This window comes from Candidatus Nitrospira bockiana (genome assembly GCF_965152565.1).
Genome location: NZ_OZ224215.1, coordinates 3861532 through 3884527, shown reverse-complemented (window position 1 = coordinate 3884527; position 22996 = coordinate 3861532). Strand labels below are relative to the sequence as shown.

Below are 22996 nucleotides of genomic sequence, written 5' to 3'. Positions count from 1 at the left end.
AGAGGATCTGATGGTCAATGAAAGTCAGATTAGAGCCTTGATCCGTCTCCTCTCCGATCAAGACGACCGCATCGCGCGGACGATCAGCGGGAAACTCGTGGAGATCGGCGACGGCGCCATCCCCTTGCTGATGGAAGCCGAGATCGAACAGCCGGAAATGTCCCGCCGGATCGAAGGCATCCTGGACGAAATTCGCGGGGGGCGGCTCGAAGAGGAGTTTCGCCAGGTGAGCGCGCTGCCGGACGAGTACATCGATCTGGAGAAGGGGGCGTTTCTGATCGCGCGCTATGCGTTTCCGAACCTCGACGTGCCCGAGTATACGGCCAAGCTCGAGGACATGGCGACCGAGGTGCGCGATCGATTGGGCCGTCGCGTGTCGGGTGAGGAGGCGGTGAAGACGCTCAACCGCTACCTGTTCGCCGAACAGGGCTTCAAAGGCAACACCAAGAACTACTATGAGGTCGAGAACAGCTATCTGAACCGCGTCATCGATCGGCGGACGGGGATTCCGATCAGCCTCTCGACCGTGTACCTGCTCATCGGGCGGCGGTTGGGGCTGCCCTTGCACGGCGTCGGGATGCCGGGCCATTTCCTCGTCAAGTTCGAGTCCGAGCGATACAAGATCTTCATCGACTGTTTCAACGGCGGTGCGCTGCTGGCCGAGCGTGACTGTGCCCGGTTCCTCATCCAGGCCGGCTACGGCTTCGAAGACAAATATCTCTGCAAGAGCTCGAATCGGGCGATTCTCATCCGCATGCTCAAGAACCTCGTGGCGATCTACAGCAAGCTGGACGACCCGGTCAAGGTCGGGCGGCTCAACCGATTCATGGAAATCCTGGGAGGGAAGAAAGGGGAATGCGAGTAGCCGCGAGAGTCAGAGCGTGATCCGCAGCAAGTCCCGTGCTTTGGTAATCCTGCCTGAAAAGCGTTCACCTGCCTGAGCTTTCACGTCGTAGCGTTCGGCCACCGGATAGAAATGCGAGAGGACGAGTCGCCCGACGCCGGCCTCGTGCGCGATGCGTCCGCAGTCTTCCGCATGCAGGTGCCCTGGCCCCGCCGCTTGAACCGGATACGAACAGTCGACGACGGCCGCGTTCGCGCCGTCGCAGAGCGCGACGAGATTCCGGCAGTACTGCGCGTCGCCCGAGTAGGCGAGCACGCGGCCTCGATATTCCAGCCGATAGCCGACGCAATGCAGCGAGGCGCTGTGGGTGACGGTGCGAGGGGTGATGGTCGTCTCTCCGATCCGAAAGGGCCGGTCGGCCACCTCCCGCATCCGGACCCGAAAGGCCGCCCGGTTGAAACTCGGGAACGTCGAAAGGATCGTCCGGAAGAGCGCGCGGGTGCCGCGAGGGCCGATGATCGTCACGTCCGGCCGCCGGCCGACGTGCCGCGAGTAGTAGACCTCGTCGAAGAAGTAGGTAATGAAGTCGGAGAAGTGGTCGGCATGGAAGTGCGAGAACAAAAGATACTGCACGGCATGGCGATCGACCGGGGTGGCGATCAGGTTGGTCAGCGACCGTGGGCCGAGGTCCAACAGGAAGGCATGATCGGTCTCGACCAGGTACCCCGCGCCGGCTCGGGACGGATGCAGGTTGGTGCCGGAGCCGAGAACCGTGAGACGCATCAGCGAGCGCGGAGCGCGCTTCTCCATGGGCGTGCGCTCGGTCACGGCATGCGCTGGAAGCTGTCCCGAAGCCGGAGGAGGAACGTTCGCGCCAAATCGGCTTCTTTCTGGGTCAGCGCGCGTTCGAAGAACGGGCGCAGGAAGGCGGCGTGCGCCGAGAACGTCTTTTCGAACACCGCCCGGCCTCTCTCGGTCAGCCGAATCTTCGTCCGGCGCCGATCCTCGGCCACCGCGTCCCGTTGGATCAGGCCCTTGCCCTCCAAGCGATCCAACACCCCGGTCAGCGTGCCCTTCGTCACCAAGGTCGCCTCGGAGAGCTCCGAGCAGGTCATGCCGTCGGTATCGCCGAGCGTCGCAATGACGTCGAACTGGGAGGGGGTCAGGTGCATGGCCCGGATGTGCCGGTTATCCGCGCGGGCGAAGGCCAAGTAAGCTTCCACCAGCGGCCGGAGCACCTTCAAGTAGGGATCGTCCTTGAAATCCGGAATGTCGACCATGACGTGTATATGTCCTAATTAGAATGGGGAGTCAATCGGCGAGAGTAGGAATCGACGGGGTGAGCGGGCTAAGATGCACGATCATGACGCCCGCGCGCGAAAGAGGACAAGCCAGCCTCACCGCCGTGCTCACGCTCATCGGCGCCGTCGTTGCGGCCGTGTGGATCTGGAAGCGGCTGGCGCCGGAGACCCAAGACCTCATCATCGAGCAGGCCGTGCCGCTCGCCGCCGCGGGGCTCGCGGCCGCGACGGTCGTCTCCGTGGTCGTCCGAAAGATCCGAGCCCGGCGTGAACGGCGTCGGCGACGAGCCAGGCTGATGGCGCGATTCCTACAGGAAACCCACGCCGAGAAGCGGCGCGACTTGGCGTTTGCCTTGATCGAAGTGAACCGCTACCGCCTCGAAGGACTGGAGCCGGTGGCGCCCGCGCTCGTGGAGGTCTTGACGGCGACCTTGAAGACGGCGGTTGGGGACAAACAGCATCGGATCCGAGCGATGGCGGCGAGTTATTTGGGCGTGCTCCAGGACAAACGGGTGATCCCGCTCCTCCTCAAGGCCCTCGACGATGATCATGCCTATGTCCGATCCTGTGCGGCGCTCGGCTTGGGCCGGCTTCAGGCCGTGGAAGCCAAAGAGAAGCTGGCCTTCATGGTGAAAGAGGATTGGGATCAGACGGTGCGGAGCCGGGCCCGGGAAGCACTGGAACGGATCACATGATGCGGGGTCAGCGCCACTCCACCAGGACGATTTCCGGCGGGCAGTTCCAGCGCATGGGCAGGACCGACCAGCCGATCCCCCGGTTCACGTAGAGGCAATGCCCGTTTTGGTAGTAGTAGCCGCTGGCCCGTCCCTTACAGCCGTACGGAAGATAGACCGAGCGCCGGGAGGGGAGGCGCCACTGTCCTCCGTGGCTGTGGCCGCACAGGATCAGATCCACGACGTGGGAATGGTCCAACAGGTCGAGCACGCTCGGTGCATGGGCCAACAGCAAGGTGAACCGGCCGGCGCGAGCCGGCGGCAAGCAGGCGAGGTCGGCCCGATGCAGCGACGGATCGTCGAGACCGACGATCGCCAACTCGCCGCTCCCGCACGGGACATGGATCCTATCATTGACGAGGAGGTGGAGATCGTGCCGTTTGGCGAGGTCGCGGTAACGGTGCAGGGACACGCCGCTGTAATGGTCGTGGTTCCCGAGCGTGAGATAGACCGGGGCGATCCGGCGGAGCGCCGTGAGAAACCGGAAGAGGTGCGGGACGCCGGACGCCACCGTCAAGAGGTCGCCGGTGACGAACACCCAGTCCGGCGCGAGGTTGGCGATCGCGGCCAGCAGCACATCGTGCCGCGGCTGATATCGGTCGAGGTGGAGGTCGGTGATCTGGACGGCGCGCCGCCCCGCCAGCGGCCGATGCCGGCATTCGATGCGCGTCACCTCCACCTCGGAATGCCCGAGCTCCAACCGCGGGAAACGGGTGAACAGATGGTGGACGAGGAGCGACGATCGGTGGGCGACCCTGAAACGGGTCTTGAGGAGCCGGGGGCGAAGGTGCCGAATCATTCTGTGACGTTCGCGATGGCGGCCCGGTCCGATTGGCTCAGCCGATAGCCGCGATCGTACAACAGCCCCATGCCCGTCATGACCGCTTCCAAGCCGCCGTGCTCCTGGATCCCGTCGAACTGGCGGGTCAACATCGCGACGTGCGCCGAGGGCGGAAGGACCTCGTTGAAGGGCAGGCCGAACGACTCGAAGACATCCCGCAGCTCGACGTCGTTGTAGCGGCCGTCGTCGTCCCGATCGCCGACGAGCGCCAGCTCGTAGAACGTCAGGCTGAGCGAGAGGGTCGATTGGGTCTTGGTGGAGTCCTGCCGTGCGCTGTCGAGGCCTTCCGGGTAGCGCGTCCGGCATTCGGAGACATCCTTGAGGACGCCCGCGGCCTTCCGAGGCACGAGTGCGACCGTCCCGGCCTGAGGCCGCTCCGGTTTCCGGTACAGCTCTTTGTAAAACCATTGGGTGCAGACTTGCGCGGTCACGAAGGCTTGCTTGTCGAGGCGGATCTGCCGTTGGATATGGGTCGTGAATGCCCCGAACACGTCCACGTCCGCCTGGGTGACGGACGGCAGCAGACCGAGGACGAGACCGATGCCGAAGACGATGGAGAAGGGCCGATGGGCACGCACGCCGTCAGTATAACACGATCGGGAGGCGCGAGATGACGGAGCGCGGGGAGAGCCGCCTTCCATATTTGACCGATGAGATTCCGGGTATCGGGGGGACGGCGAGAGCCGAGCCGGAGGATTTCGAGGTCGAAGAGCAGCCGCTGTATCTTCCGTGCGGTCAAGGCGAGCACCTGTATTTGCGAGTGAAAAAGCGGGGCCTGGGCACGCCGCAGATGGTCGCCCATCTGGCCTCGGTGTTCGGGGTGAAGGCCCGGTGCATCGGGGTGGCCGGGCTGAAGGATGCCCGGGCGGTGACCACCCAAATGGTGTCGGTGCAGGGGATCGAGCCAGACATCGTTGCGCGGGCGACCCGTGATCCGCGCATCCTCGCCGTCGAGGTCCTGGGACGCCACCGGAATCGGCTGCGGACCGGTCACCATGCGGGCAACCGTTTCCGTCTGACGCTCCATGAAGTCAGCCGGGATGCGGCCTCCGTGACCCCGCTCATTCTGGCCGAGCTCGGCCGCCGCGGTGTGCCGAATTACTTCGGGCCGCAGCGGCAAGGCCGGCACGGCGTGAACTACGAAACGGGGGCCGCCCTCCTGCGGGATCCCACGCGGCGGAACCGGATGCCGCGGCGGGAGCGGCTCTGGTTCCTCCACGCGTACCAATCGTTCCTCTTCAATCAGATGCTGGCGGCGCGGCTCACCCGGTTGGATCGCATGCTGACCGGCGATTGGGCGATCAAGCACGCCAACGGCGCCTGTTTTCACGTCGAGGACGGCGACAAGGAGCAGCCGCGGGCGGACGCGTTCGAAATCAGCCCGACGGCCCTTTTGTTCGGCTCCCGCGCACCGTGGGCGTCCGGGGAGCCCGGCGACATCGAACGAGCCGTGGTCCAAGCCTGCGGCGAGACGCCCGAATCGCTGCGCGAGGCGGCGGCACGCTGCGGCTTCCGGGGCGAGCGCCGAGCGCTGCGCCTCAAGGCGGACGATCTGCACTGGTCGCTCGAAGCACGAGTGCTGCGCGTGAGCTTTACGCTGCCGCCGGGCGGGTATGCGACTAACGTGTTGCGGGAATTGATGAAGACCGAAGAAATCGACGGCAAGCGCCGGTAAGCGGCCGAGCCGGACCGGGCTCGCCCTTCCTTCCTCCGGCACAAGGGCCTGTTACCTTCGGGTCCTTCTGCCCGGATGAGCCCGCTCGGCCGGGATCGCGGCCGACTTCAGACGAAACCGCCATGGCTTCGCCGCCCATTCGCCGGCGTAGTCCACGCCGATCCGTGGGGCGGCCAGGATGTCGGTGTCGTGGACCCGCTCACCCCGGTCCTCGATCCAGAGCGCCCGGCCCAGGGTCAGATCCCAGCGATTCAGCGTGCGGTCGATCTGGAAAGCGCGGCACAGGCGGCCGGGTCCGTCGATGAGGACGGGCGGGGAAAGGCGCTGCTCAACCGCGCGGATCAGCACCGCCGCCGGAAAGCCCTCCCGCTCGGTGACGACGTTGAGACAATGGTACATGCCGTAGATGAGGTAGACATAGGCGAGCCCAGGCGGTCCGAACAGCACATCGGTCCGTGCGGTGCGGCCCTTGGAGGCGTGACAGGCCTTGTCGTCCGGACCCACGTAGGCTTCCACCTCGTAGATCCGCCCCACCCGTGTCCCTTCTTTCGTGTCGCGGATGAGATAGTGCCCGAGCAGGCCTCTGGCGACCTCGAGCGTCGGCCGATCGAAGTAGGCACGGTCCAGGATCCTTGCCGGGGTGCGGCGCGCCATCTCGTCGCTAAAAATACCATGCCACGCCGCCCATCACCATGCGGGGCGTGCCGGGCACGAAGTGGATATCCTCGACCGGCGCCGCTTCCTGCCGCAACCGGGATTGGAAAAAGAACGTCGCCTGCTCCCACTTGGTGTCGAGCAGGTTCACGATGCTCAGGAACGCTTCCAAGCGGCCGCGGGACAGCTTGACGGGCAGGACGTACCGCTGGATGAGATCGATGTCGACCCAGGAAGGGGCACGCACGCTCCGGTCCTCCGTGAGCGGGCGGACGCCGAGGTAGAGGATCTGAAGTTGGGACGAGAGCCCTTCCGGCCACCGCAGCAACACGGAGCCGTAGGCGGTGACCTCCGGCGCTAGTGGAATCGCCTCGCCGGTACGGAACTCCGCGTGGGTCCAGGTGACGCTCCCGGTGAAGAACAGCGGCCCGAAGACCTGCGCACGGGTTCCGACCTCCACTCCATAGCGCCGGGTCGCTCCCCTCGCCGCGGTCGTTCCGGCATCGCCCACGAACACCAGTTCCGAGCTCAAGTCGAGCGCCCACAGCGTCGCGGTCAGCTCCGCCTGCGCCCAGGGTCGTGTCCGCAGGCCCAGCTCATAGCCGCGCCCGCGTGCGAGGGCCGCACCCCCCGAAACCGCAGCCCGCGCATCGTTGCTGTGATAGCCCTCGCCGTAATTGAAGAAGAGCTCCGTCCGGCGCCAGGGGCCGAGGATCACATTGAGCTTCGGCGTGAGGATCGCGCTGTCCGTCCGGCCCGCGGGCGTCAGCGGACAGGATGGGCACCGGTTGCGGACATCGAACGTAAAGAACGCCGCCCGAAGCCCGCCGGCAAGCCGCAGCCACTCCAGGGGCTGGATCTCGGCTTTCACATAGGGCGCGTAAGAAGCCTCGAGGATGTCCGTATCGGTGATCGTGCCGAGCGGCGAGCGCCTGACCTGTGTCCCGAGCCGGGCGTGGATGTCATCCACCCGCGTCTCAAGGGCGAGCGTCGCCGCCCCGGCCATTCCCCAGAGCTCACCGGCCTGCCGCCACCCCAGGTCGCCGCCGTACAGGAGCCGCCGATCCGACTGCTGGATCCCGTCGCCGTGCACCGGGTCGTCGAGGAAGAACGTGAAGTTGGTGAACAGATCGAACCGATACGATTGCGCATAGAGGTTGGCGAACGCCGTGCCGCCCGACGGCGTGTCGTAGTGATAGTTGAGACGGCCGGTGGCTCGGGTGGTCCTGCCGCCTTCCGAGGGATCGATCGCGCCGAACCGATCGATGAGGCCTCCGGTGACCGCACGGAGCGGAATTTCCCCCGAGGCGTTCCACCGGGCGGTGTGAAACGTGCCGGTGAGACTCAACTCGGAGCGGGGCGTCGGATTCATCGTCGCCTTGGCGAGGCCATTGAACCGTGCGTACCGGTTGTCGTGCTCGAAGGGCCCGTTCGTGTAATAGCCCTCCGCCGCGAAGAAGGTCCGCAGGCGGTCGCGCGTCGGGGACAGCATCAAGAGATGGCGCTGCGTGTCGAATTGCCCGCCCGCCGACTGCAGGATCCCCTCCGCGAGCCGGTCGCGGGTGATGAAGGTCACGGCGCCGGCGGTGGCGAAGTCGCCGAACCGCGGGTCGTACGTGCCCTTGTGCACGTCCACCCCTTGGATCGTCTCGGGAATGATGAAGTTCAAATCCGTGTAGCCCTGCCCGTGCGCGTGGCTCCGAAGATTGATCGGCATGCCGTCCACGAAGAACGCGATGTCCGTCCCATGGTCCGCGTCGAAGCCCCGCAGGAAATACTGGTCGGCCTTGCCGGCCCCGCCCGAATGCTCCACGCTCACGAAGCCGGGAATGAGCCGCAACAGGTAGGCCGGCCGGCCTTGCGGCTGCAGGAGGATCTCCCGGTCCGGGATGAACTGCTGGGAGGAGGCGGAACCCGGCCGGCCGATGCTCACCTCCACCTGCGGCAGGGTGAGCTCCTCATCGGGTTCGTGGGCCGACAGAAGGCGAGGGGCGGAGAGCGCGAGCAGGGCGTACACGAGCAGGCGGCCGGTCACGAGGGATCAACTCAGGCGTTTGCCAGTCGTCGTCATCGCCAGCCTGCCGTGCTTGACGCCCTTCGTGCCGATCAAGATGTCCGCGAGCTTCCGGATGTCGGACCCCTTGCCCCGCACGACCAGGACTTCCAGGCAATGGGCGTGGTCCAGATGGACGTGCATCCCGGACAGGATGTGCTTGTGATGGCGGTGCTGGATGGCGGTCAGCGTGTCGGTCAGCGCGCGCACGTGGTGATCGTAGACGATCGTGATCGTCCCGACGGTTTCCTTGTCCTCGTCCCACTCCTTGCCGACGAGCGTGTCGCGGATGAGGTCGCGCAGGGCTTCCGATCGGGTCGAATACTTCTTGCGCGCGATATGCCGATCGAAATCATCCAGCAGGTGATGGTCGAGCGAGACCCCGAAGCGGACGAGCTTCTTCATCGACGCCACGTGACGGTAACACGAAGTGAAAAACAGTAACACCGCCAAGGCCGGGCGTCAACGGATTTCAGCCGCGTGGGGCGCCGCGCGGGCGGAGTGGGGCCTTCTGTCTGCGCGCTATTCGGCTTCGATCGGCACGTAGAAAAACGTGCCCTGACGGTTGATCAGGAGCAGGGTCGGGTCTTTGGACCGGAGCGGCTCGACCAGGCGCTGATAGGCGAGCAGGCTCGGCGTCGGCTGGCGGTTCACCTCGACGATCACGTCCCCTTGCAGGAGCCCGGCGGCTTCCGCCGCGCTGTTCTCCTCGACCGCCGTGACGATCACCCCGTTGACGCCGACCAAGCCGAGCTGGCGGGCCACCATCGGCCGCATCTCATCGACCAGCACGCCGCTCAGCGGGTTGGCGGCCGACTCCACGCGCGGGGCGGGCGGCGCCCGGCGGATCCGTTCTCGCGGCGCTTCTTGGATCGTCAGCTCCACCTGCTCGAGTTTGCCGTCACGGACGACGTCCAGCCGGTGCTTGCTCCCGATGGGCGCGCTCCCGATGAGATTCTGCAATCGACCGGGGTCGACGATCTCCTTGCCGTCGAAGCGCACGACGACGTCGCCGCGTTTGAGCCCGGCCTTCTCCGCGGACCCCTTCGGCATCAGTTCCGTGATGATCGCGCCTTTGACGTCGGGAAGCTTGAACAGTTTGGCGAGCAGCGGGGTCACGTCCTGCGTGGAAGCGCCGAGAAACCCGCGGACCACCCGACCCGTCTTCAGCAGGCTTTGCATCGCCGTCCGGGCCATCACGCTCGGGATGGCAAAGCCGACGCCGATGCTGGACCCGGTCGGGCTCGCGATGGCCGTGTTGATCCCGATCAATTCACCCTTGATGTTCACGAGCGCGCCGCCGGAGTTCCCGGGGTTGATCGGCGCGTCCGTCTGGATGAAGTCCTCATAGTCGGCGATGCCGACGTCCGCCCGCCCCACGGCGCTCACGATCCCGAACGTCACCGTTTGGTTCAACCCCAAGGGATTGCCGATCGCGAGCACGAAGTCGCCGACTCCCAATTTGCTCGAGTCGCCCCAGGGGATCGTCGGGAGGCCGGTCGCATCGATCTTGACGATCGCCACATCGGTCTTGGGGTCGGTGGCGATCACCCGTCCCTTGAACTGCCGGCGGTCCGCCAGGAGGACGTCGACCTCGGCCGCCTCCGCCACGACGTGGTTGTTGGTGACGATGTAGCCGTCCGGCGAGACGATGACGCCCGATCCCTGCCCGTACTGCCGGAGCGGGGGCGGCTGAGGCAAGGTCCCGAACAGCGGGCCCTCGTCGAACGGGGTTTGGTCGCGAATCAGGACGGTGGACGCGATGTTCACCACCGCGGGGATGACCTTCGCCGCCGTCGCCTTGATCTGCGCCTGGAGATCAACGTGTGCAGGCGGGGAGGCGGGCGGCGCGGGAGGCTCGACCGCCCCGGTCAGAGTCGGGGCGCAGACGAACAGCAAGGCCAGCAGCCCCCGCCGACATATCTCCTGCATCCGCCCTCCGGACTACGCGACTGTACGGGCCGTGATACTACAAGGGGCCCCGGTCGGAGTAAATCGAAATCTGGCTCGTGGTCGTCCGGCCCCCCGGGGTTCGGTGTACGGACGGCGCTGATAGTCCGGGCGTTGCTTCTTTACAGCCGAATAAGCCCGGCCCCGATAGGGGAAACTGCCTGGGCGGGTCTACAAGGAACAGAAACGGGCTAGGGCGTGAATACACATCTGGCGCAACTGATCGATGCCTTTCTCAGCGTCCGGGTCCTCGTCGTGGGGGATGCGATCCTGGACGGGTATCTGGAAGGCGGCACGGGGCGACTCTGCCGAGAAGCGCCGGTTCCGATCGTCTCCATCGCGCACCGAAGATATGCCCCGGGCGGGGCCGCCAATACGGCGGCGAACGTGGCGAGCTTGGGCGCCCAGGCGACGATCCTGTCGGTCGTGGGGGATGATCGGGAGGGCGACGTGCTGTGCGATGTCTTGCGGGGTCACCGCGTGGCGGTCACCGGCCTGCTCAAGCACGCCGCCCGCCGGACCGTCACCAAGCAGCGCGTGGTCGCCGACTCCCAGATTCTCGTCCGCTTCGACGAGGGCACCGAAGGGCCGCTCGATCATCGGGCGGAACAATGGCTGGTCGGCCGGCTGGTGGATCTGTTCGCCGAGCACGACGCGATCATCGTCTCCGACTATGGGGCTGGCGTCTGGTCGCCGTTGATGATCAGCGCGCTCGCGGATCTCCAGCGCAGTCTTCCGCGGGTCCTCGTGGTCGATTCCCGAAGCCAACTGCGCCGCTTTCGCAAAGTCGGGGCGACCGCGGTCAAGCCGAATTATGCGGAAGCCCTCGACTTGCTGGGCCGAAGCAAGCCGCCGACGGGCGCGCGCGCCGACGTCCTGCACGAGGCCGGGCCGCGCATCCTGGAGCTGACCGGCGCCCAGATCGCGGCGGTGACGCTCGATACCGACGGGGCGCTGCTCTTCGAGCGGGATCGCCCCGTGTACCGGACCTATGCCCGACCGGCCCGCCACGCCCGTGCCGCCGGCGCCGGCGATACCTTCGTCGCCGCCTTGACGATGGCGCTGGCGATCGGCGCGCACACACCGGCGGCCGCGGAGTTGGCGTCGGCGGCCGCGGCGGTCGTCGTCGCGAAGGACGGCACGGCCGTCTGCGCCGCGGACGAGGTGCGTGACTACATCGCGCCCGAGGGGAAGGTGTCGGATCTGCGCCGGCTGACGGCGCGGGTACTGTGGTACCGGGAGCAGGGGCGGCGAATCGTCTTTACGAACGGCTGCTTCGACCTTCTTCACAGCGGTCATATCACCTATCTCAACCATGCCAAAGCCCTGGGCGACGTCCTCATCGTCGGCGTCAATTCCGACGGGAGCGTGCAGCGCCTCAAGGGCCCGCGCCGTCCGATCAACCCGTTGGAAGACCGCCTGCAGGTGTTGGCGGCGCTCAGCTCCATCGATCACTTGATCGCCTTCGACGACGATACGCCGACGAGCCTGCTCGAGGCCTTGCGCCCCGACGTCTACGTGAAAGGGGGCGACTACACGAGGGAGACGCTGCCCGAAGCTCCCGTCGTCGAGGCGCTCGGCGGGTCCATTCGGTTCCTGCCCTACGTCGAGGACCAATCGACGACCGGGATCATCGAACGGATACGGGCGGCGGCGGACGGTCGCATCCCGGCCCGGACCAGGGGCGTGATGAAGACACAGGTCGCCGGCCCCCCGCCCGTGGGCTGAGCTGATAGGGAGAGCATGGCGGCTGCGATCGATGTCCTGATCCCCACGTACCGGCGTCCTCACGCGCTGGCCGTCACCCTCACCAGCCTGTTCGGTCAAACCTTCCGCGACTTCCGCGTCGTCATCTCGGACCAAAGCGACCAGACGTCGATCACGATGACTGGTGAGCTCCAGGCGGTGCTCCGTGCTCTCGGGGTCCATGGACACGACATCGAGCTGCACAGCCATCTGCCGCGCCGCGGGATGGCCGAGCAGCGCCAGTTCCTGCTCGACTGTGCGACCGCACCGTATGCCTTGTTTCTCGACGACGACGTCATCGTGGAGCCCGATGTGCTCGGACGTCTGTGGCGGGCCGTGCAGCAGGAGCAGTGCGGCTTCGTCGGTGCGGCGGTGATCGGCCTGAGCCTGCTGCACGACGTTCGCCCGCACGAGCAGGGGATCGAATTCTGGGACGGCCCCGTCCGTCCGGAATCCGTGACCCCGGGCAGCCGGGAATGGAATCGGCACGTCTTGCACAACGCGGCGAACCTCTTCCACCTCCAGCAGCGGTTGAGGCTGACGCCCGAGACACAGCGGACGTACCGCGTCGCATGGGTGGGGGGCTGCGTGCTCTACGAGACCGCGAAGCTTCGCGAGGCCGGCGGGTTCTCGTTTTGGCGGGACCTCCCGGAGGAGCACTGTGGCGAGGACGTCTTGGCGCAGCTCAGGGTCATGGCCAAGTACGGGGGGTGCGGACTGATCCCTTCCGGAGTCTATCATCAGCAGTTGCCGACGACGATCGTGGATCGCCGGGTGGACGCGCCGAAGGTCCTGCGCCACCTGATCCACGAGCCTGTGGTCAGGTGATGCCTACCGTCGACGCTCCCCGATTCATTCAGATCGAGCCGGTCGGCCAGTGCAACCTCCGGTGCCGGATGTGCTCCGTGCAGTTCCGCGAGGACGGTCCGCCCGACGGCAGTCCCGCCGTCATGCCGTATGAGCGGTTCACCCGGCTGATGGATCAGTGCACCGGGCTCCAGGAGCTTCATCTCCAGGGATTGGGCGAGCCCTTGATGCACCCCCGCTTTTTTGATCTCGTGGCCTATGCGGCCGCGAAGGGCATCCGGGTGACGACCAACACCAACCTGACGCTGCTGCGCCCGGGATGGGCGGAGCGGTGCGTGACGAGCGGGCTCGCCTCCATCCGGGTCTCGATCGACGGGGCCACCGCCGAGACGTATGAAGGCATCCGGGTGGGTGCGAGCTTCCGCCGCGTCGTCAGGAACCTCACCGCCCTGGTGGAGGCCCGCGGCCGGCTGGAGGCCTCCAGTCCCGCGATCGGCCTCGTGATGGTGGTGATGCGCCGGAACCTCCAGGAGCTCCCCGCGCTCGTCCGGCTTGCCTGGGAGTGGTCGGTCGACGAGCTCTTCGTTCAGCACCTCTGCCACGATTTCGGAGAATCCACCCTGCCTGCTCGCTATGCGGGGATGCGCGAGCTCGTGCAGCGCGAAACGCTCCTCGACGAAGACGAAGGACGGATCGAACGGTATTTCAACGAGGCGTCGGAGGTGGCCGCCCGGCTCGGGGTCCGGCTGCGCCTGCCCCGGACGAGAGCGCGCTTGCATCCGCCCGGGACCCCCGGCCCTCGGCGCTGCGACTGGCCCTGGCGCGGGCTGTACGTGAGCTATCAAGGCCTCGCGTTGCCGTGCTGCATGGTCTCGACCCCGGATCGGATCCAGTTGGGCGACGTCGCCGAACGGGGCATCGAGCCGGTCTGGACCGGTGAGGCCTACGAGGACTTCCGCCGCCGCCTGGACTCGGATGATCCTCCTGAGGTCTGCCGGTCCTGCTCGGTCTATAAAGGAACTTTTTAGTCCTCAGTGCTGAGTGCTGAGTGCTGAGTGAACGGAGCCTCTGCCGTTTCCGATCCGAAGTCTCAGCACTCAGCACTCAGCACTCAGCACTTCCCAACATGGCCACCGTCGATGTCCTGCTTCCCACCTACAATCGCCTCTCCTCGCTGATCATGACCCTGTCCGGGCTCGCCGGGCAGTCGCGGGCCGATCTTCGCGTCGTGGTCTCGGATCAAAGCGCACGGCCCGTCTGGGAGGAACCGGTCGTCCAAACGCTCGGGCGCGTGATCGAGTCGCGCGGTGGCCGCGTGGAATGGCATTACCGGGTGCCGTCGCGAGGGATCGCCGAGCAGCGGGCCTTCCTGCTCGAGCAGGCGTCGGCGGACGCCGTCCTGTACCTGGACAATGATGTCTTCATGGAGCCGTGGGTGGTGGATCATCTTTTGGCGACGCTCGGGTCCGAGGGGTGCGGGTTCGTCGGCGCCTTCCCGGCCGGGCTGTCCTACCGGGAGGATGTCCGGCCGCATCAGCAGCACGTCGAATTCTGGGACGGTCCGGTCACGCCCGAAGAGGTCGACCCCGGCTCGGATCGATGGGAGCGCCGGCACCTCCACCGCGCCGCCAATCAGTTCCATGCCGGGCGGCGGTTGAAGCCGGGCGAGCGCCGCCTCTACAAGGTCGCGTGGGTGGCGTCCTGCGTGCTCTACGATCGCCGTAAGCTCCTCGAGGTCGGCGGGTTTGCGTTCTGGCCCCGCTTGCCCCGCTATCACTCGGGTGAAGAGGTCCTCGTGCAGAACCTCCTCCTGCGCCGGTGGGGTGGGTGCGCGATCATGCCTTCGGGCACCTACCACACGGAAGTGCCGTCGACCGTCTTGAACGAGCGGGGAACTGTCGATGGCCACGCGCTCGACCTGCTGCCGGAGATGATTGCCCGCTATGCCGGAGGCCGCGAAGCCCCCCTCTTCTCACCGACCGATCACCATCCGCGGTCCACGGACCAAGCAGTTTCGTAAGCCGCTCCTCCCCGGTGGTGGATGCCGGCACTACACCTCCGGTCGGCGGCCTCTGATTTCCGCACTCGGGTCCGGTGTTTTAGGGTGGCGTGACTGAGGAAGCCAGCATGGCCACGCGTGTGCACGCATCGGAGCCCGGATTGCTCAACCGGCTCCCAGTCGCGGCGACCCGGGTCGCGGTCTTCCGCGCCTCCCGCCTCGGCGACTATCTCTGCGCCACGCCCGCGCTTCGCGCGCTGCGGGCGGCGCTCCCGGCGGCGGAGATCACGGTGATTGCGCTCCCATGGGTGGCGGAGCTCGCCCGGCGTTCTGCTCTCATGGATCGAGTCGAATCCTTCCCGGGCTATCCGGGGATCGCGGAGCAGTGGTTCCGGGCCGCGGACGCACTCGCGTTTTTTGCGCGAATGCAGGACCGGCGCTTCGACCTGGCGATTCAGATGCACGGCACCGGCGTCTATGCCAATCCCGTGACCTTGATGCTCGGCGCACGAATGACCGCCGGGCTGATTCGCCCCGGCGATCCGCCCGGCCGGTTGGATGCGGCCTTTCCGATGCCGTCGGGCGTCCATCAGGCCCGACGGCTTCTGGCCTTCATGGCGTTCCTCGGGGCCCCGTCGCAAGACCTGACGCTCGACTTTCCCCTCGGCCTCGACGAGGCTCTGGCGGCCGATCGGCTTCTCACCGACGCCGATCCGCCGTTCATCGGACTGCACGCCGGGACCTGGGACGACGCGAAGCGCTGGCCCGCCGAGCGATTTGCCGAAGCGGGGAGCGAGCTTCAGCGACGTCACGGCGGGACGATCGTGCTGCTCGGCGGCGAACGGGAACGAGCGGTCGGGGAACGTCTCAATCAGAGCGTCCGGGGAGCGTGCCGGAACCTGATCGGGCGGACATCGCTTGGCGTGCTCGGCGGGGTCATCGCCCGCCTGCATGTGCTGCTGACCAATGATTCCGGTCCTGCCCACATCGCCTATGCGCTCGGGACGCCGTCGGTGACGATCTTCGGTTCGACGGACCCGGTGGACTGGGGCCCGCTCAATGGCGGCCCGCACCGCACCCTCGCTCACCTCGTCCCAGACGCGCGCTGCCCGATCGGGAACGTGTGCCTCCTCGCCGTGTCGGCAGACGAGGTCGTCGCTGAGGCCGAAGCGGTGATGCGAGCCAGCGACGGGACTGGTCACCCGGATGGCGGGCGGGGCCGGCCATCGGGACCAAGCAGGCGTTCCGCACACACGACCACACACACTCAGGGCCTATGACCGGCTCCGACGTGAAGAAAATTGCGATCCTTCGTGCAAACGGGCTGGGCGACCTGATCTTCTCCCTGCCCGCCGTCGAGTCGCTCCGTGTCGCCTTCCCGGCGGCCGAGATCATCTGGCTGGGAGCGCCGTTGCACGCCGCCTTGTTCTCCGGCCGGCCGTCCCCCGTCGATCGCGTCGTCGTGGTGCCGCCGTTCCGCGGCGTTCGTGACGAGCCCGAGACAGACCGGCGCGCCGTGCGGGCGTTCTTTGCCGCGATGGCCGATGAGCAGATCGACGTCGCGCTCCAGCTCCATGGGGGCGGCCGCCATTCCAATCCCTTCATTCGCCGGCTGAGGGCTCGGCTCACGGTCGGCATGAAGACTCCCGATGCCGTGCCGCTCGATCGCTGGATTCCGTACGTGTATTTCCAACCGGAAGTGCTGCGCTACCTCGAAGTGGTGTCCTTGCTCGGCGTGCGGCCGGTCAGGCTCGAGCCTCGCGTCGCGGTGACCGAGACCGATGATCGGGAAGCGGACCGGGTCCTTCCGCGCCGAACGCCGCTGGCGGTGCTCCACCCGGGGGCCACGGACGGGCGCCGGCGGTGGCCGGCGGAGAAGTTTGCGAGGGTGGGGGACGTGTTGGCGGCGGCGGGTGCCGCGGTGGCGATCATTGGACTCGAGCAAGAAAAGCCGGTCATCGAGCAGGTCCTCGCCTCCATGACTTCTCCCGCCCTGGACCTCGGCGGCCGTCTAACCCTGCACGGGCTCATCGGTGCCTTGGCACGCTGTCGCGTCTTCGTCGGCAACGACTCGGGCCCGCTGCATCTGGCCGCCGCACTCGGTGCGGCGACGGTCGGAATCTTTTGGTGCGGGAACCTCATCAACGGCGGACCCTTGACTCGCCGGCGCCATCGGCCCGCCGTGTCGTGGTGTCTGTGCTGTCCCGTCTGCGGCACGAATTGCATGGAGGGCCGGTGCCCGCACCGGGAATCCTTCGTGGCCGATGTGCCGACCGACGAGGTGGCGGAAGCGGCTCGGAAGCTGTTCGAACAGACGGCCCGGGAAGCATCACCCGAGCGCGATCCCACGAGCGCGTCCATCGACGGTCTGACGTTCAGCGCGGCGTGACGATCCGGGGTACTGCCGGAGCGAGGCCGTGTCCGATGCCGCCGGGGAGCAACGGCAAGCAGACGGCCGGGAAGGGGTTGCGTAGGCCGCCCGCCCTCGCTGCCCCCGGGCGTCTGAGCGACAACGCCTGGAAGCTCCGACTGATGCCGAGGTGGGCGCGGGGTGCGTAGAGTAGCAGGAACCAGGAGGAGCGTGATGCCGAATCGACGAGATGACGAGCTCAGGACCGAACGGGGGACCCGCTCGCCGCAAGGCGCGCCGTCTGGGCAAGGGAGACCGCGTCCCGATGACGTCGGCGGCTCGGGAGTCTACCCGGCGTCGGGCCCGCCTCCACCCGGCGACGCGGTGGTCAGGGGCCAAGCCGAGTGGGGCCAAGGTATTCGCGGGGCCGCCGGCTACGAGGACCATGGAGAGTCGGAAGCCCTTGAGCTCCCTCCGGAGTCGGAGGCGTCCCGGCGTGAGCCTGGACCGTCGGCAGGGAAAGGCGCCGGCTCGCGCGGTGGAGTCGAGTCGATGAACGCGGAGGGCCATATGGAATCCATGACAGGCAGGGAACGGTATCGAACGAACAAACAGGACCTCGGATGGAGCGAAGAGCAGGCCGACCAGAACGTGGGTGAGACCGAGCGGGTCGTGTCGGGTGTCCTCGGCGCCGGGCTTCTCACCGCCGGGGTGTTCCGCCGCTCGTGGGCCGGCGGCCTCCTGGCCGTCGTCGGGGCTGCGCTGTTGCATCGCGGCGTCAGCGGGTACTGCATGCTGTACGATGCGATCGGCGCCGATACGAACGCGCTCGGCCGGCGCAAGGTGCGGACGGGCCAGTCGGTCAAGGTTCAAAAGCGGATCCGGATCGACCGCCCCCGTGAGGAGCTCTACCGGTTTTGGCGCAACCTGGAAAACCTGCCCCGCATCATGAGCCACCTCGACTCGGTTCAGGTGCTCAACGACCGGCTGTCCCACTGGGTCATCAAGGCCTTGCCGATCGGCGGGCCGAAGCTGGAATGGGATGCGGAGATCATCAATGAGATCGAGCATGAGTTGATCGGCTGGCGGTCGTTGCGGGGATCCGATGTCGACAACGCGGGGTCGGTACGGTTTGAGCCGGCGGGTGATGGTCGCAGCACCGACGTGACGGTGACCATGCAGTATGCCCCGCCCGGCGGGCGATTGGGCTCGATGATCGCCTCGATCATGGGGCAGGACCCCGAACGGTTGCTCGAAGAAGACCTCCGCCGATTCAAGGACCTGATCGAGACGCAAGGCTACAGCCTGGAACGAGAGCGGAATGTCGCACCCGCGGCAAGACTCTGACAAGCCCATTGGGACCCCGGAAGAGCCGGAGCCGGCGAGCGATCCGGCGACGAGGCCCGGGGAGGATGAGCATTCCGACCGCCAAGAGCCGCGAGAGCCCGGTGTCGCCCGTGGCAAACGGCCGGCCCGGGGGCGTTGAGGAGCCGCGGCGGTGGGTCAGGCCCCGCGCCGTGAACGCCGGCGCCGGGGGGACGGCGGGTGTGGAACGCGCCGCGGCCCGCGAGCCGCTCTTCGTTGAGACCCTCACCGCGACCAGCGAGGTGTTGATGCCGCGCGGCAAACGAGAACGGACCGAGATCCCGGAGACGATCCGGCGATCGGACAAACACGCCCAAGAGATTTGGACGAAGACCCACGACAGCGCCGTCGAGACGTATGGCGAGGGGGCCCGGGCGCACCGGGTGGCGTACGCCTCCCTTAAGCACTCCTACAAGAAGGAAGGAGACCACTGGGTCAAGAAGGCCGAGCGGGGTCCGTCGGACCCGCAGGCGGCCCGCGGGCCCACCACACGGCCGTCGTCGACGGCGAAGCCGGCGCCGACGGCACGCGGCAAGATCGCAAAAACGGAAGCCGAAGCGCGTGTGAAAGCCAAAGAAGCTCGGAAGGAAGCGGCGCGGGCTACTCGTGCTCGAACGTCAAGCGCTCGCCATAGGCGGCCGCGGTAAAGGCCTCGATCGCTTGCCGGAGGCTCAGTCCTGGAAATTCCATGCGATCGAGGTCCGCGTCTCCGATCCTCAGCCGGGCCGCTTCCCACAAGTGCCGGACCGCCTGCGACGTGAACCCCAAGAGTCGGGCGCCCACCACATCCGCCGCCAGCGCATCGCAGCTCGCGATCACTAACCCCGTTTCTACGACATGGCCGCCGAGCGGTCCGGTCCCGATCATCGCCGGATGTCCCACCGTTACGGCCAGGTGAATCGGAAAACGTTTCGCCATCGCCGCGATGAAGGAATGCATGTCGTCGAAGAAATGGTGCTGGTGGCGCTGCCGGCTGCGCGGGTGGCCGTAGTAATCCGCGGCCGGGAAGGACATCGCGATGTTCTTGAGCGCGAGCGTCACGGTTGCGGTTTCATGGAGCTTGAGCTGGTTGACCGCGACGAGCGCCTCGTACTCGAGCACCCGCGGGTTGACCATCACGGTCTCTTGCGGGCCCCGCACTTCCCGATCTCGCCCGTAGTCCAACTCGACCGGCACGAACGGGGGACGGTTGTGGTCGAAGAACTCGGCGCCCTCCTGCTCGACGACCTCCATCAAGCCGGCAGACCGGAAGACCTCGGCGGTCTCCGCCGCGCCTGCGCCTCCGGTCACGACGACGGCGCGCGGGCCATGTCGCCGCACGGCTTGCAGGACCGCGCGCAGCGTGTCGGGTTGGGTGACTCCCGTGGCATCGCTCGGCGATGCCCACGTTTCGTTCGGCTTGACCGCGACCAGCTTTCCCCGCAGCAGGGGCTCGAGGTCCAGGTGGCCGAGCGCCTCCCGGATGGCCCTGGTGATGTCGTCATGCCGCGCAATCGCGACGCGAGCCATCTCGTCATCCTCGGGTACAGGTCCCACGGCCCAGCCGCATGCCGTCTCTTGCTCTCTGGAACTGCTGGGTTACTCCCTCGGCCTCATCCAATCTGTACCGCAGTCGGGCGTGGAGCGATACCAGCCTGCCGATCATGAGCCTGTCCGTCAGGGAGGAAGTCGGAAGCCATACGCGCTTTCCCTGACGCTCAGTGGTCTACGGGGCGGCGAGGCTCCCGCCGATAGGGCCGCCGCCACCCCGCACGCTACGATACGGGCCAGGCTTTCGAGAAACCGAGGAGGTTCGTATGCCGCGGATCACATTCACGGGACATCCGTTGCATCCCCAGATGATCGTCATGCCGGCCGGGCTCTTGCCGTTCAGTCTGCTCATGGACGTCATGCACCTGGCGACGCGCGACCGTTCGTACGCGGATGCCGCCTACTACGCGATGATGGGAGGTTTGGTGGGAGGCCTTGCCGCCGGGGCGGCGGGAGCAGCCGACTTCATGACCATTCCCGAAGACAGCGAGACGAAGAAGATCGGTCGGTTGCACGGAATCCTCAACGTCGCCTTGCTCAGCCTGACCGCCGTCAACCTGCTCCTGCGTCGGAACCGCCGGGCGCCCGGCGGGCTCCCGATCGTTCTGTCGCTGGTCGGCAACGCGGGCCTGTTCGTGTCCGCATGGTACGGCGGGCACTTGGTCTACGAACACGGCATGCGCGTCAAAGCGGCCGGCGGCCCCACCGATGTCCCGGAGATCAAGCCGCCCGGCGATGAAAAGCTCGAGCAGATGCTCTTGGGACTGGAGAAGGCGGGACAGAGGAAAGGAGAAGATTGAGGTTGAGCAACTGTCTTGATTGTCAAGCGGGCGAGCTGACTCGCCACGGTGATTGATGTTTGACCATCGCGTTGAGAATGGTCAGGAGCTTGTGCATGCAGGCGACCAGGGCGACCTTGGGCGCCTTGCCGACGGCCCGGAGTCGGCCATAGAACGCCTTGATCACCGGATTCCACTTCACCGCGACCAGCGTCGCCATATAGAGGACCTGCCGCACGGGGGCACGGCCGCCCCAGCAGGTGCGCCGGCCGCGCAGCGTGCCGCTGTCGCGGTTGAGCGGCGCCACCCCGACCAAGGCCGCCAGGTGTTTGTGGCTCAGGGTGCCGAGTTCCGGGAGTTCCGCCAGGAGCGTGCGGCTCATCACCGGGCCAACGCCCGGCACGCTGCGCAGCAGATCCTCCTTTGCGCGCCACAGCGGCAGCGACTGGATCAACTGCGAGAGCTCCTCATCGACCTGGGCAAGGTGGCGGTCCAGCCAGGCGAGATGGGCCTCGAGTTGGCGCTGCACACGCCGGGGCGCCGTCCCCAGGCGGTTCTGCTCGGCGGTCCGCATGTCCAGGAGCTGCCGCCGGCGGGTCAGCAGCGCCCGCAGCTCCTGGGTGGCCTGATCGGCGATCGGCCGGGGCGCCGGCCGGACCGCTTCGGCAAACTGCGCCAGGACGGCGGCGTCCAGCGCATCGGTCTTGGCCAACCGCCCGGTGGCTTTGGCAAAATCGCGCACCTGCCGCGGATTGACGACGCAGACCGGCAGCCCCGCAGCCGCCAGGGCGCTCACCAGCGGCAGTTCGAGGCGCCCCGTCGCCTCGACCACGATGGCGACCGGACGCGCGGCTTGGAACTGCTCCACCAACGCCTTGAGACCGGCCTCGGTGTACGGCACCACCTGCCGCGCCCCCGACGGCCGCTCGGCGCAGTCAAGCTGCTCCTTGGAGACGTCAATGCCAACAAAGCGAGGCGTGTCAGTCATGGGTGCTCCTCCTCGTGAAGGCCTCCGACTCGCTCGGCCTTGCCACGATGCGGGCTCACGGCCCAGGCAACTGTACGAGCTTGGGGAGGCAAGGACGTGACGACCACGCTCAACCACGGTCTACGGGACCGAAGGTTCATCGGCCTATCACGTCCGGGGTTCATGCTCGCGTCATAGTAAAAGATCAGGTGAAAGATACAAGGTTGAGCAACTGTCTTGATTGTCAAGCGGGCGAGCTGACTCGCCACGGTGATTGATGTTTGACCATCGCGTTGAGAATGGTCAGGAGCTTGTGCATGCAGGCGACCAGGGCGACCTTGGGCGCCTTGCCGACGGCCCGGAGTCGGCCATAGAACGCCTTGATCACCGGATTCCACTTCACCGCGACCAGCGTCGCCATATAGAGGACCTGCCGCACGGGGGCACGGCCGCCCCAGCAGGTGCGCCGGCCGCGCAGCGTGCCGCTGTCGCGGTTGAGCGGCGCCACCCCGACCAAGGCCGCCAGGTGTTTGTGGCTCAGGGTGCCGAGTTCCGGGAGTTCCGCCAGGAGCGTGCGGCTCATCACCGGGCCAACGCCCGGCACGCTGCGCAGCAGATCCTCCTTTGCGCGCCACAGCGGCAGCGACTGGATCAACTGCGAGAGCTCCTCATCGACCTGGGCAAGGTGGCGGTCCAGCCAGGCGAGATGGGCCTCGAGTTGGCGCTGCACACGCCGGGGCGCCGTCCCCAGGCGGTTCTGCTCGGCGGTCCGCATGTCCAGGAGCTGCCGCCGGCGGGTCAGCAGCGCCCGCAGCTCCTGGGTGGCCTGATCGGCGATCGGCCGGGGCGCCGGCCGGACCGCTTCGGCAAACTGCGCCAGGACGGCGGCGTCCAGCGCATCGGTCTTGGCCAACCGCCCGGTGGCTTTGGCAAAATCGCGCACCTGCCGCGGATTGACGACGCAGACCGGCAGCCCCGCAGCCGCCAGGGCGCTCACCAGCGGCAGTTCGAGGCGCCCCGTCGCCTCGACCACGATGGCGACCGGACGCGCGGCTTGGAACTGCTCCACCAACGCCTTGAGACCGGCCTCGGTGTACGGCACCACCTGCCGCGCCCCCGACGGCCGCTCGGCGCAGTCAAGCTGCTCCTTGGAGACGTCAATGCCAACAAAGCGAGGCGTGTCAGTCATGGGTGCTCCTCCTCGTGAAGGCCTCCGACTCGCTCGGCCTTGCCACGATGCGGGCTCACGGCCCAGGCAACTGTACGAGCTTGGGGAGGCAAGGACGTGACGACCACGCTCAACCACGGTCTACGGGACCGAAGGTTCATCGGCCTATCACGTCCGGGGTTCATGCTCGCGTCATAGTAAAAGATCAGGTGAAAGATACAAGGTTAAGGTTG

General features: G+C 66.9%; 23 protein-coding genes. 12 read left to right on the top strand and 11 right to left on the bottom strand.

The window, feature by feature from the left end; genetic code table 11:
- The first annotated feature begins 10 nt into the window (after nucleotides 1–10).
- Complete coding sequence (locus tag ACWHYV_RS18955; RefSeq protein ID WP_447978045.1) at nucleotides 11–865, top strand: SirB1 family protein; 855 nt, start codon at nucleotides 11–13, stop codon at nucleotides 863–865.
- A 9-nt stretch (nucleotides 866–874) separates the two neighbouring features.
- Here the strand turns inward: ACWHYV_RS18955 and ACWHYV_RS18950 are convergent, their stop codons facing one another.
- Complete coding sequence (locus ACWHYV_RS18950) at nucleotides 875–1654, bottom strand: MBL fold metallo-hydrolase (RefSeq protein ID WP_447978044.1); 780 nt, start codon at nucleotides 1652–1654, stop codon at nucleotides 875–877.
- A 14-nt stretch (nucleotides 1655–1668) separates the two neighbouring features.
- Nucleotides 1669–2124, bottom strand: a complete 456-nt coding sequence (locus tag ACWHYV_RS18945) for a MarR family winged helix-turn-helix transcriptional regulator (protein WP_447978043.1) — start codon at nucleotides 2122–2124, stop codon at nucleotides 1669–1671.
- Between the two features lie 83 nt (nucleotides 2125–2207).
- Between ACWHYV_RS18945 and ACWHYV_RS18940 the strand changes: the two genes are divergently transcribed.
- Nucleotides 2208–2840: a HEAT repeat domain-containing protein gene (locus ACWHYV_RS18940; protein WP_447978042.1), complete on the top strand. Its 633-nt coding sequence runs from the start codon at nucleotides 2208–2210 to the stop codon at nucleotides 2838–2840.
- 7 nt (nucleotides 2841–2847) lie between these two features.
- Here the strand turns inward: ACWHYV_RS18940 and ACWHYV_RS18935 are convergent, their stop codons facing one another.
- Both ACWHYV_RS18935 and ACWHYV_RS18930 read right to left on the bottom strand, forming a co-directional pair.
- Entirely contained in the window at nucleotides 2848–3678 is an 831-nt protein-coding gene (locus ACWHYV_RS18935; RefSeq protein ID WP_447978041.1) for a metallophosphoesterase, read from the bottom strand.
- On the bottom strand, nucleotides 3675–4298 hold the full coding sequence (locus tag ACWHYV_RS18930; protein ID WP_447978040.1) for a hypothetical protein: 624 nt from the start codon (nucleotides 4296–4298) through the stop codon (nucleotides 3675–3677). Before ACWHYV_RS18930 ends, ACWHYV_RS18935 begins: the two co-directional genes overlap by 4 nt.
- 32 nt (nucleotides 4299–4330) lie before the next feature.
- Here ACWHYV_RS18930 and truD point away from each other — a divergent pair, with 32 nt between their 5' ends.
- Complete coding sequence (gene truD / locus ACWHYV_RS18925; RefSeq protein WP_447978039.1) at nucleotides 4331–5395, top strand: tRNA pseudouridine(13) synthase TruD; 1065 nt, start codon at nucleotides 4331–4333, stop codon at nucleotides 5393–5395.
- A gap of 51 nt (nucleotides 5396–5446) precedes the next feature.
- Here the strand turns inward: truD and ACWHYV_RS18920 are convergent, their stop codons facing one another.
- The 4 genes from ACWHYV_RS18920 to ACWHYV_RS18905 all read right to left on the bottom strand — a co-directional run bounded on the left by ACWHYV_RS18920 (nucleotide 5447) and on the right by ACWHYV_RS18905 (nucleotide 10034).
- Nucleotides 5447–6049 carry a DNA-3-methyladenine glycosylase gene (locus ACWHYV_RS18920; RefSeq protein WP_447978038.1) on the bottom strand — a complete coding sequence of 201 codons (603 nt, stop codon included), beginning with the start codon at nucleotides 6047–6049 and terminating at the stop codon, nucleotides 5447–5449.
- A 7-nt stretch (nucleotides 6050–6056) separates the two neighbouring features.
- Nucleotides 6057–8084, bottom strand: coding sequence for a TonB-dependent receptor (locus ACWHYV_RS18915; RefSeq protein WP_447978037.1), 2028 nt, complete (start codon nucleotides 8082–8084; stop codon nucleotides 6057–6059).
- A 6-nt stretch (nucleotides 8085–8090) separates the two neighbouring features.
- Entirely contained in the window at nucleotides 8091–8507 is a 417-nt protein-coding gene (gene nikR, locus ACWHYV_RS18910; protein WP_447978036.1) for a nickel-responsive transcriptional regulator NikR, read from the bottom strand.
- Between the two features lie 117 nt (nucleotides 8508–8624).
- Nucleotides 8625–10034, bottom strand: coding sequence for a Do family serine endopeptidase (locus tag ACWHYV_RS18905; RefSeq protein ID WP_447978035.1), 1410 nt, complete (start codon nucleotides 10032–10034; stop codon nucleotides 8625–8627).
- A gap of 216 nt (nucleotides 10035–10250) precedes the next feature.
- Here ACWHYV_RS18905 and rfaE2 point away from each other — a divergent pair, with 216 nt between their 5' ends.
- The 8 genes from rfaE2 (at nucleotide 10251) to ACWHYV_RS18865 (ending at nucleotide 18966) form a co-directional block, all read left to right on the top strand.
- On the top strand, nucleotides 10251–11780 hold the full coding sequence (gene rfaE2, locus ACWHYV_RS18900) for a D-glycero-beta-D-manno-heptose 1-phosphate adenylyltransferase (protein ID WP_447978034.1): 1530 nt from the start codon (nucleotides 10251–10253) through the stop codon (nucleotides 11778–11780).
- 15 nt (nucleotides 11781–11795) lie between these two features.
- Complete coding sequence (locus ACWHYV_RS18895) at nucleotides 11796–12626, top strand: glycosyltransferase family 2 protein (RefSeq protein WP_447978033.1); 831 nt, start codon at nucleotides 11796–11798, stop codon at nucleotides 12624–12626.
- On the top strand, nucleotides 12626–13633 hold the full coding sequence (locus tag ACWHYV_RS18890; RefSeq protein WP_447978032.1) for a radical SAM protein: 1008 nt from the start codon (nucleotides 12626–12628) through the stop codon (nucleotides 13631–13633). Before ACWHYV_RS18895 ends, ACWHYV_RS18890 begins: the two co-directional genes overlap by 1 nt.
- 98 nt (nucleotides 13634–13731) lie before the next feature.
- Nucleotides 13732–14625: a glycosyltransferase family 2 protein gene (locus tag ACWHYV_RS18885; RefSeq protein WP_447978031.1), complete on the top strand. Its 894-nt coding sequence runs from the start codon at nucleotides 13732–13734 to the stop codon at nucleotides 14623–14625.
- Nucleotides 14626–14732: 107 nt separating this feature from the next.
- A complete protein-coding gene (locus tag ACWHYV_RS18880) occupies nucleotides 14733–15884 on the top strand; it encodes a glycosyltransferase family 9 protein (RefSeq protein WP_447978030.1) in 1152 nt (383 codons plus the stop codon).
- The gene (locus ACWHYV_RS18875) at nucleotides 15881–16993 is read left to right on the top strand and encodes a glycosyltransferase family 9 protein (RefSeq protein ID WP_447978029.1); all 1113 of its coding nucleotides are present in this window, start codon (nucleotides 15881–15883) and stop codon (nucleotides 16991–16993) included. Before ACWHYV_RS18880 ends, ACWHYV_RS18875 begins: the two co-directional genes overlap by 4 nt.
- A gap of 195 nt (nucleotides 16994–17188) precedes the next feature.
- Nucleotides 17189–18301, top strand: coding sequence for an SRPBCC family protein (locus ACWHYV_RS18870; protein ID WP_447978028.1), 1113 nt, complete (start codon nucleotides 17189–17191; stop codon nucleotides 18299–18301).
- A 65-nt stretch (nucleotides 18302–18366) separates the two neighbouring features.
- Nucleotides 18367–18966 (top strand): ChaB family protein, encoded by a 600-nt coding sequence (locus ACWHYV_RS18865; RefSeq protein WP_447978027.1) that lies wholly within the window; start codon nucleotides 18367–18369, stop codon nucleotides 18964–18966.
- On the opposite strand, the gene ACWHYV_RS18860 is transcribed toward ACWHYV_RS18865, so the two are convergent.
- Nucleotides 18920–19828, bottom strand: coding sequence for a DUF362 domain-containing protein (locus tag ACWHYV_RS18860; protein WP_447978026.1), 909 nt, complete (start codon nucleotides 19826–19828; stop codon nucleotides 18920–18922). The two genes, ACWHYV_RS18865 and ACWHYV_RS18860, sit on opposite strands and share 47 nt — an antisense overlap.
- Nucleotides 19829–20115: 287 nt before the next feature.
- Between ACWHYV_RS18860 and ACWHYV_RS18855 the strand changes: the two genes are divergently transcribed.
- Nucleotides 20116–20649, top strand: coding sequence for a DUF2231 domain-containing protein (locus ACWHYV_RS18855; RefSeq protein ID WP_447978025.1), 534 nt, complete (start codon nucleotides 20116–20118; stop codon nucleotides 20647–20649).
- Between the two features lie 22 nt (nucleotides 20650–20671).
- On the opposite strand, the gene ACWHYV_RS18850 is transcribed toward ACWHYV_RS18855, so the two are convergent.
- Together ACWHYV_RS18850 and ACWHYV_RS18845 are read right to left on the bottom strand one after the other, a co-directional pair.
- Nucleotides 20672–21616, bottom strand: coding sequence for an IS110 family transposase (locus tag ACWHYV_RS18850; protein WP_447976880.1), 945 nt, complete (start codon nucleotides 21614–21616; stop codon nucleotides 20672–20674).
- Nucleotides 21617–21839: 223 nt separating this feature from the next.
- Nucleotides 21840–22784: an IS110 family transposase gene (locus ACWHYV_RS18845; protein ID WP_447976880.1), complete on the bottom strand. Its 945-nt coding sequence runs from the start codon at nucleotides 22782–22784 to the stop codon at nucleotides 21840–21842.
- Nucleotides 22785–22996 lie beyond the last annotated feature (212 nt).

Excerpts from the sequence above, each read along its gene's own strand:
- ACWHYV_RS18955 (WP_447978045.1), top strand. The coding sequence starts at position 11 with ATGGTCAATGAAAGTCAGATTAGAGCCTTGATCCGTCTCCTCTCCGAT.
- ACWHYV_RS18950 (WP_447978044.1), bottom strand. The coding sequence starts at position 1,654 with ATGGAGAAGCGCGCTCCGCGCTCGCTGATGCGTCTCACGGTTCTCGGC.
- ACWHYV_RS18945 (WP_447978043.1), bottom strand. The coding sequence starts at position 2,124 with ATGGTCGACATTCCGGATTTCAAGGACGATCCCTACTTGAAGGTGCTC.
- ACWHYV_RS18940 (WP_447978042.1), top strand. The coding sequence starts at position 2,208 with ATGACGCCCGCGCGCGAAAGAGGACAAGCCAGCCTCACCGCCGTGCTC.
- ACWHYV_RS18935 (WP_447978041.1), bottom strand. The coding sequence starts at position 3,678 with ATGATTCGGCACCTTCGCCCCCGGCTCCTCAAGACCCGTTTCAGGGTC.
- truD (WP_447978039.1), top strand. The coding sequence starts at position 4,331 with ATGACGGAGCGCGGGGAGAGCCGCCTTCCATATTTGACCGATGAGATT.
- ACWHYV_RS18920 (WP_447978038.1), bottom strand. The coding sequence starts at position 6,049 with ATGGCGCGCCGCACCCCGGCAAGGATCCTGGACCGTGCCTACTTCGAT.
- nikR (WP_447978036.1), bottom strand. The coding sequence starts at position 8,507 with ATGAAGAAGCTCGTCCGCTTCGGGGTCTCGCTCGACCATCACCTGCTG.
- ACWHYV_RS18905 (WP_447978035.1), bottom strand. The coding sequence starts at position 10,034 with ATGCAGGAGATATGTCGGCGGGGGCTGCTGGCCTTGCTGTTCGTCTGC.
- ACWHYV_RS18895 (WP_447978033.1), top strand. The coding sequence starts at position 11,796 with ATGGCGGCTGCGATCGATGTCCTGATCCCCACGTACCGGCGTCCTCAC.
- ACWHYV_RS18890 (WP_447978032.1), top strand. The coding sequence starts at position 12,626 with ATGCCTACCGTCGACGCTCCCCGATTCATTCAGATCGAGCCGGTCGGC.
- ACWHYV_RS18885 (WP_447978031.1), top strand. The coding sequence starts at position 13,732 with ATGGCCACCGTCGATGTCCTGCTTCCCACCTACAATCGCCTCTCCTCG.
- ACWHYV_RS18880 (WP_447978030.1), top strand. The coding sequence starts at position 14,733 with ATGGCCACGCGTGTGCACGCATCGGAGCCCGGATTGCTCAACCGGCTC.
- ACWHYV_RS18875 (WP_447978029.1), top strand. The coding sequence starts at position 15,881 with ATGACCGGCTCCGACGTGAAGAAAATTGCGATCCTTCGTGCAAACGGG.
- ACWHYV_RS18870 (WP_447978028.1), top strand. The coding sequence starts at position 17,189 with ATGCCGAATCGACGAGATGACGAGCTCAGGACCGAACGGGGGACCCGC.
- ACWHYV_RS18865 (WP_447978027.1), top strand. The coding sequence starts at position 18,367 with ATGAGCATTCCGACCGCCAAGAGCCGCGAGAGCCCGGTGTCGCCCGTG.
- ACWHYV_RS18860 (WP_447978026.1), bottom strand. The coding sequence starts at position 19,828 with ATGGCTCGCGTCGCGATTGCGCGGCATGACGACATCACCAGGGCCATC.
- ACWHYV_RS18855 (WP_447978025.1), top strand. The coding sequence starts at position 20,116 with ATGCCGCGGATCACATTCACGGGACATCCGTTGCATCCCCAGATGATC.
- ACWHYV_RS18850 (WP_447976880.1), bottom strand. The coding sequence starts at position 21,616 with ATGACTGACACGCCTCGCTTTGTTGGCATTGACGTCTCCAAGGAGCAG.
- ACWHYV_RS18845 (WP_447976880.1), bottom strand. The coding sequence starts at position 22,784 with ATGACTGACACGCCTCGCTTTGTTGGCATTGACGTCTCCAAGGAGCAG.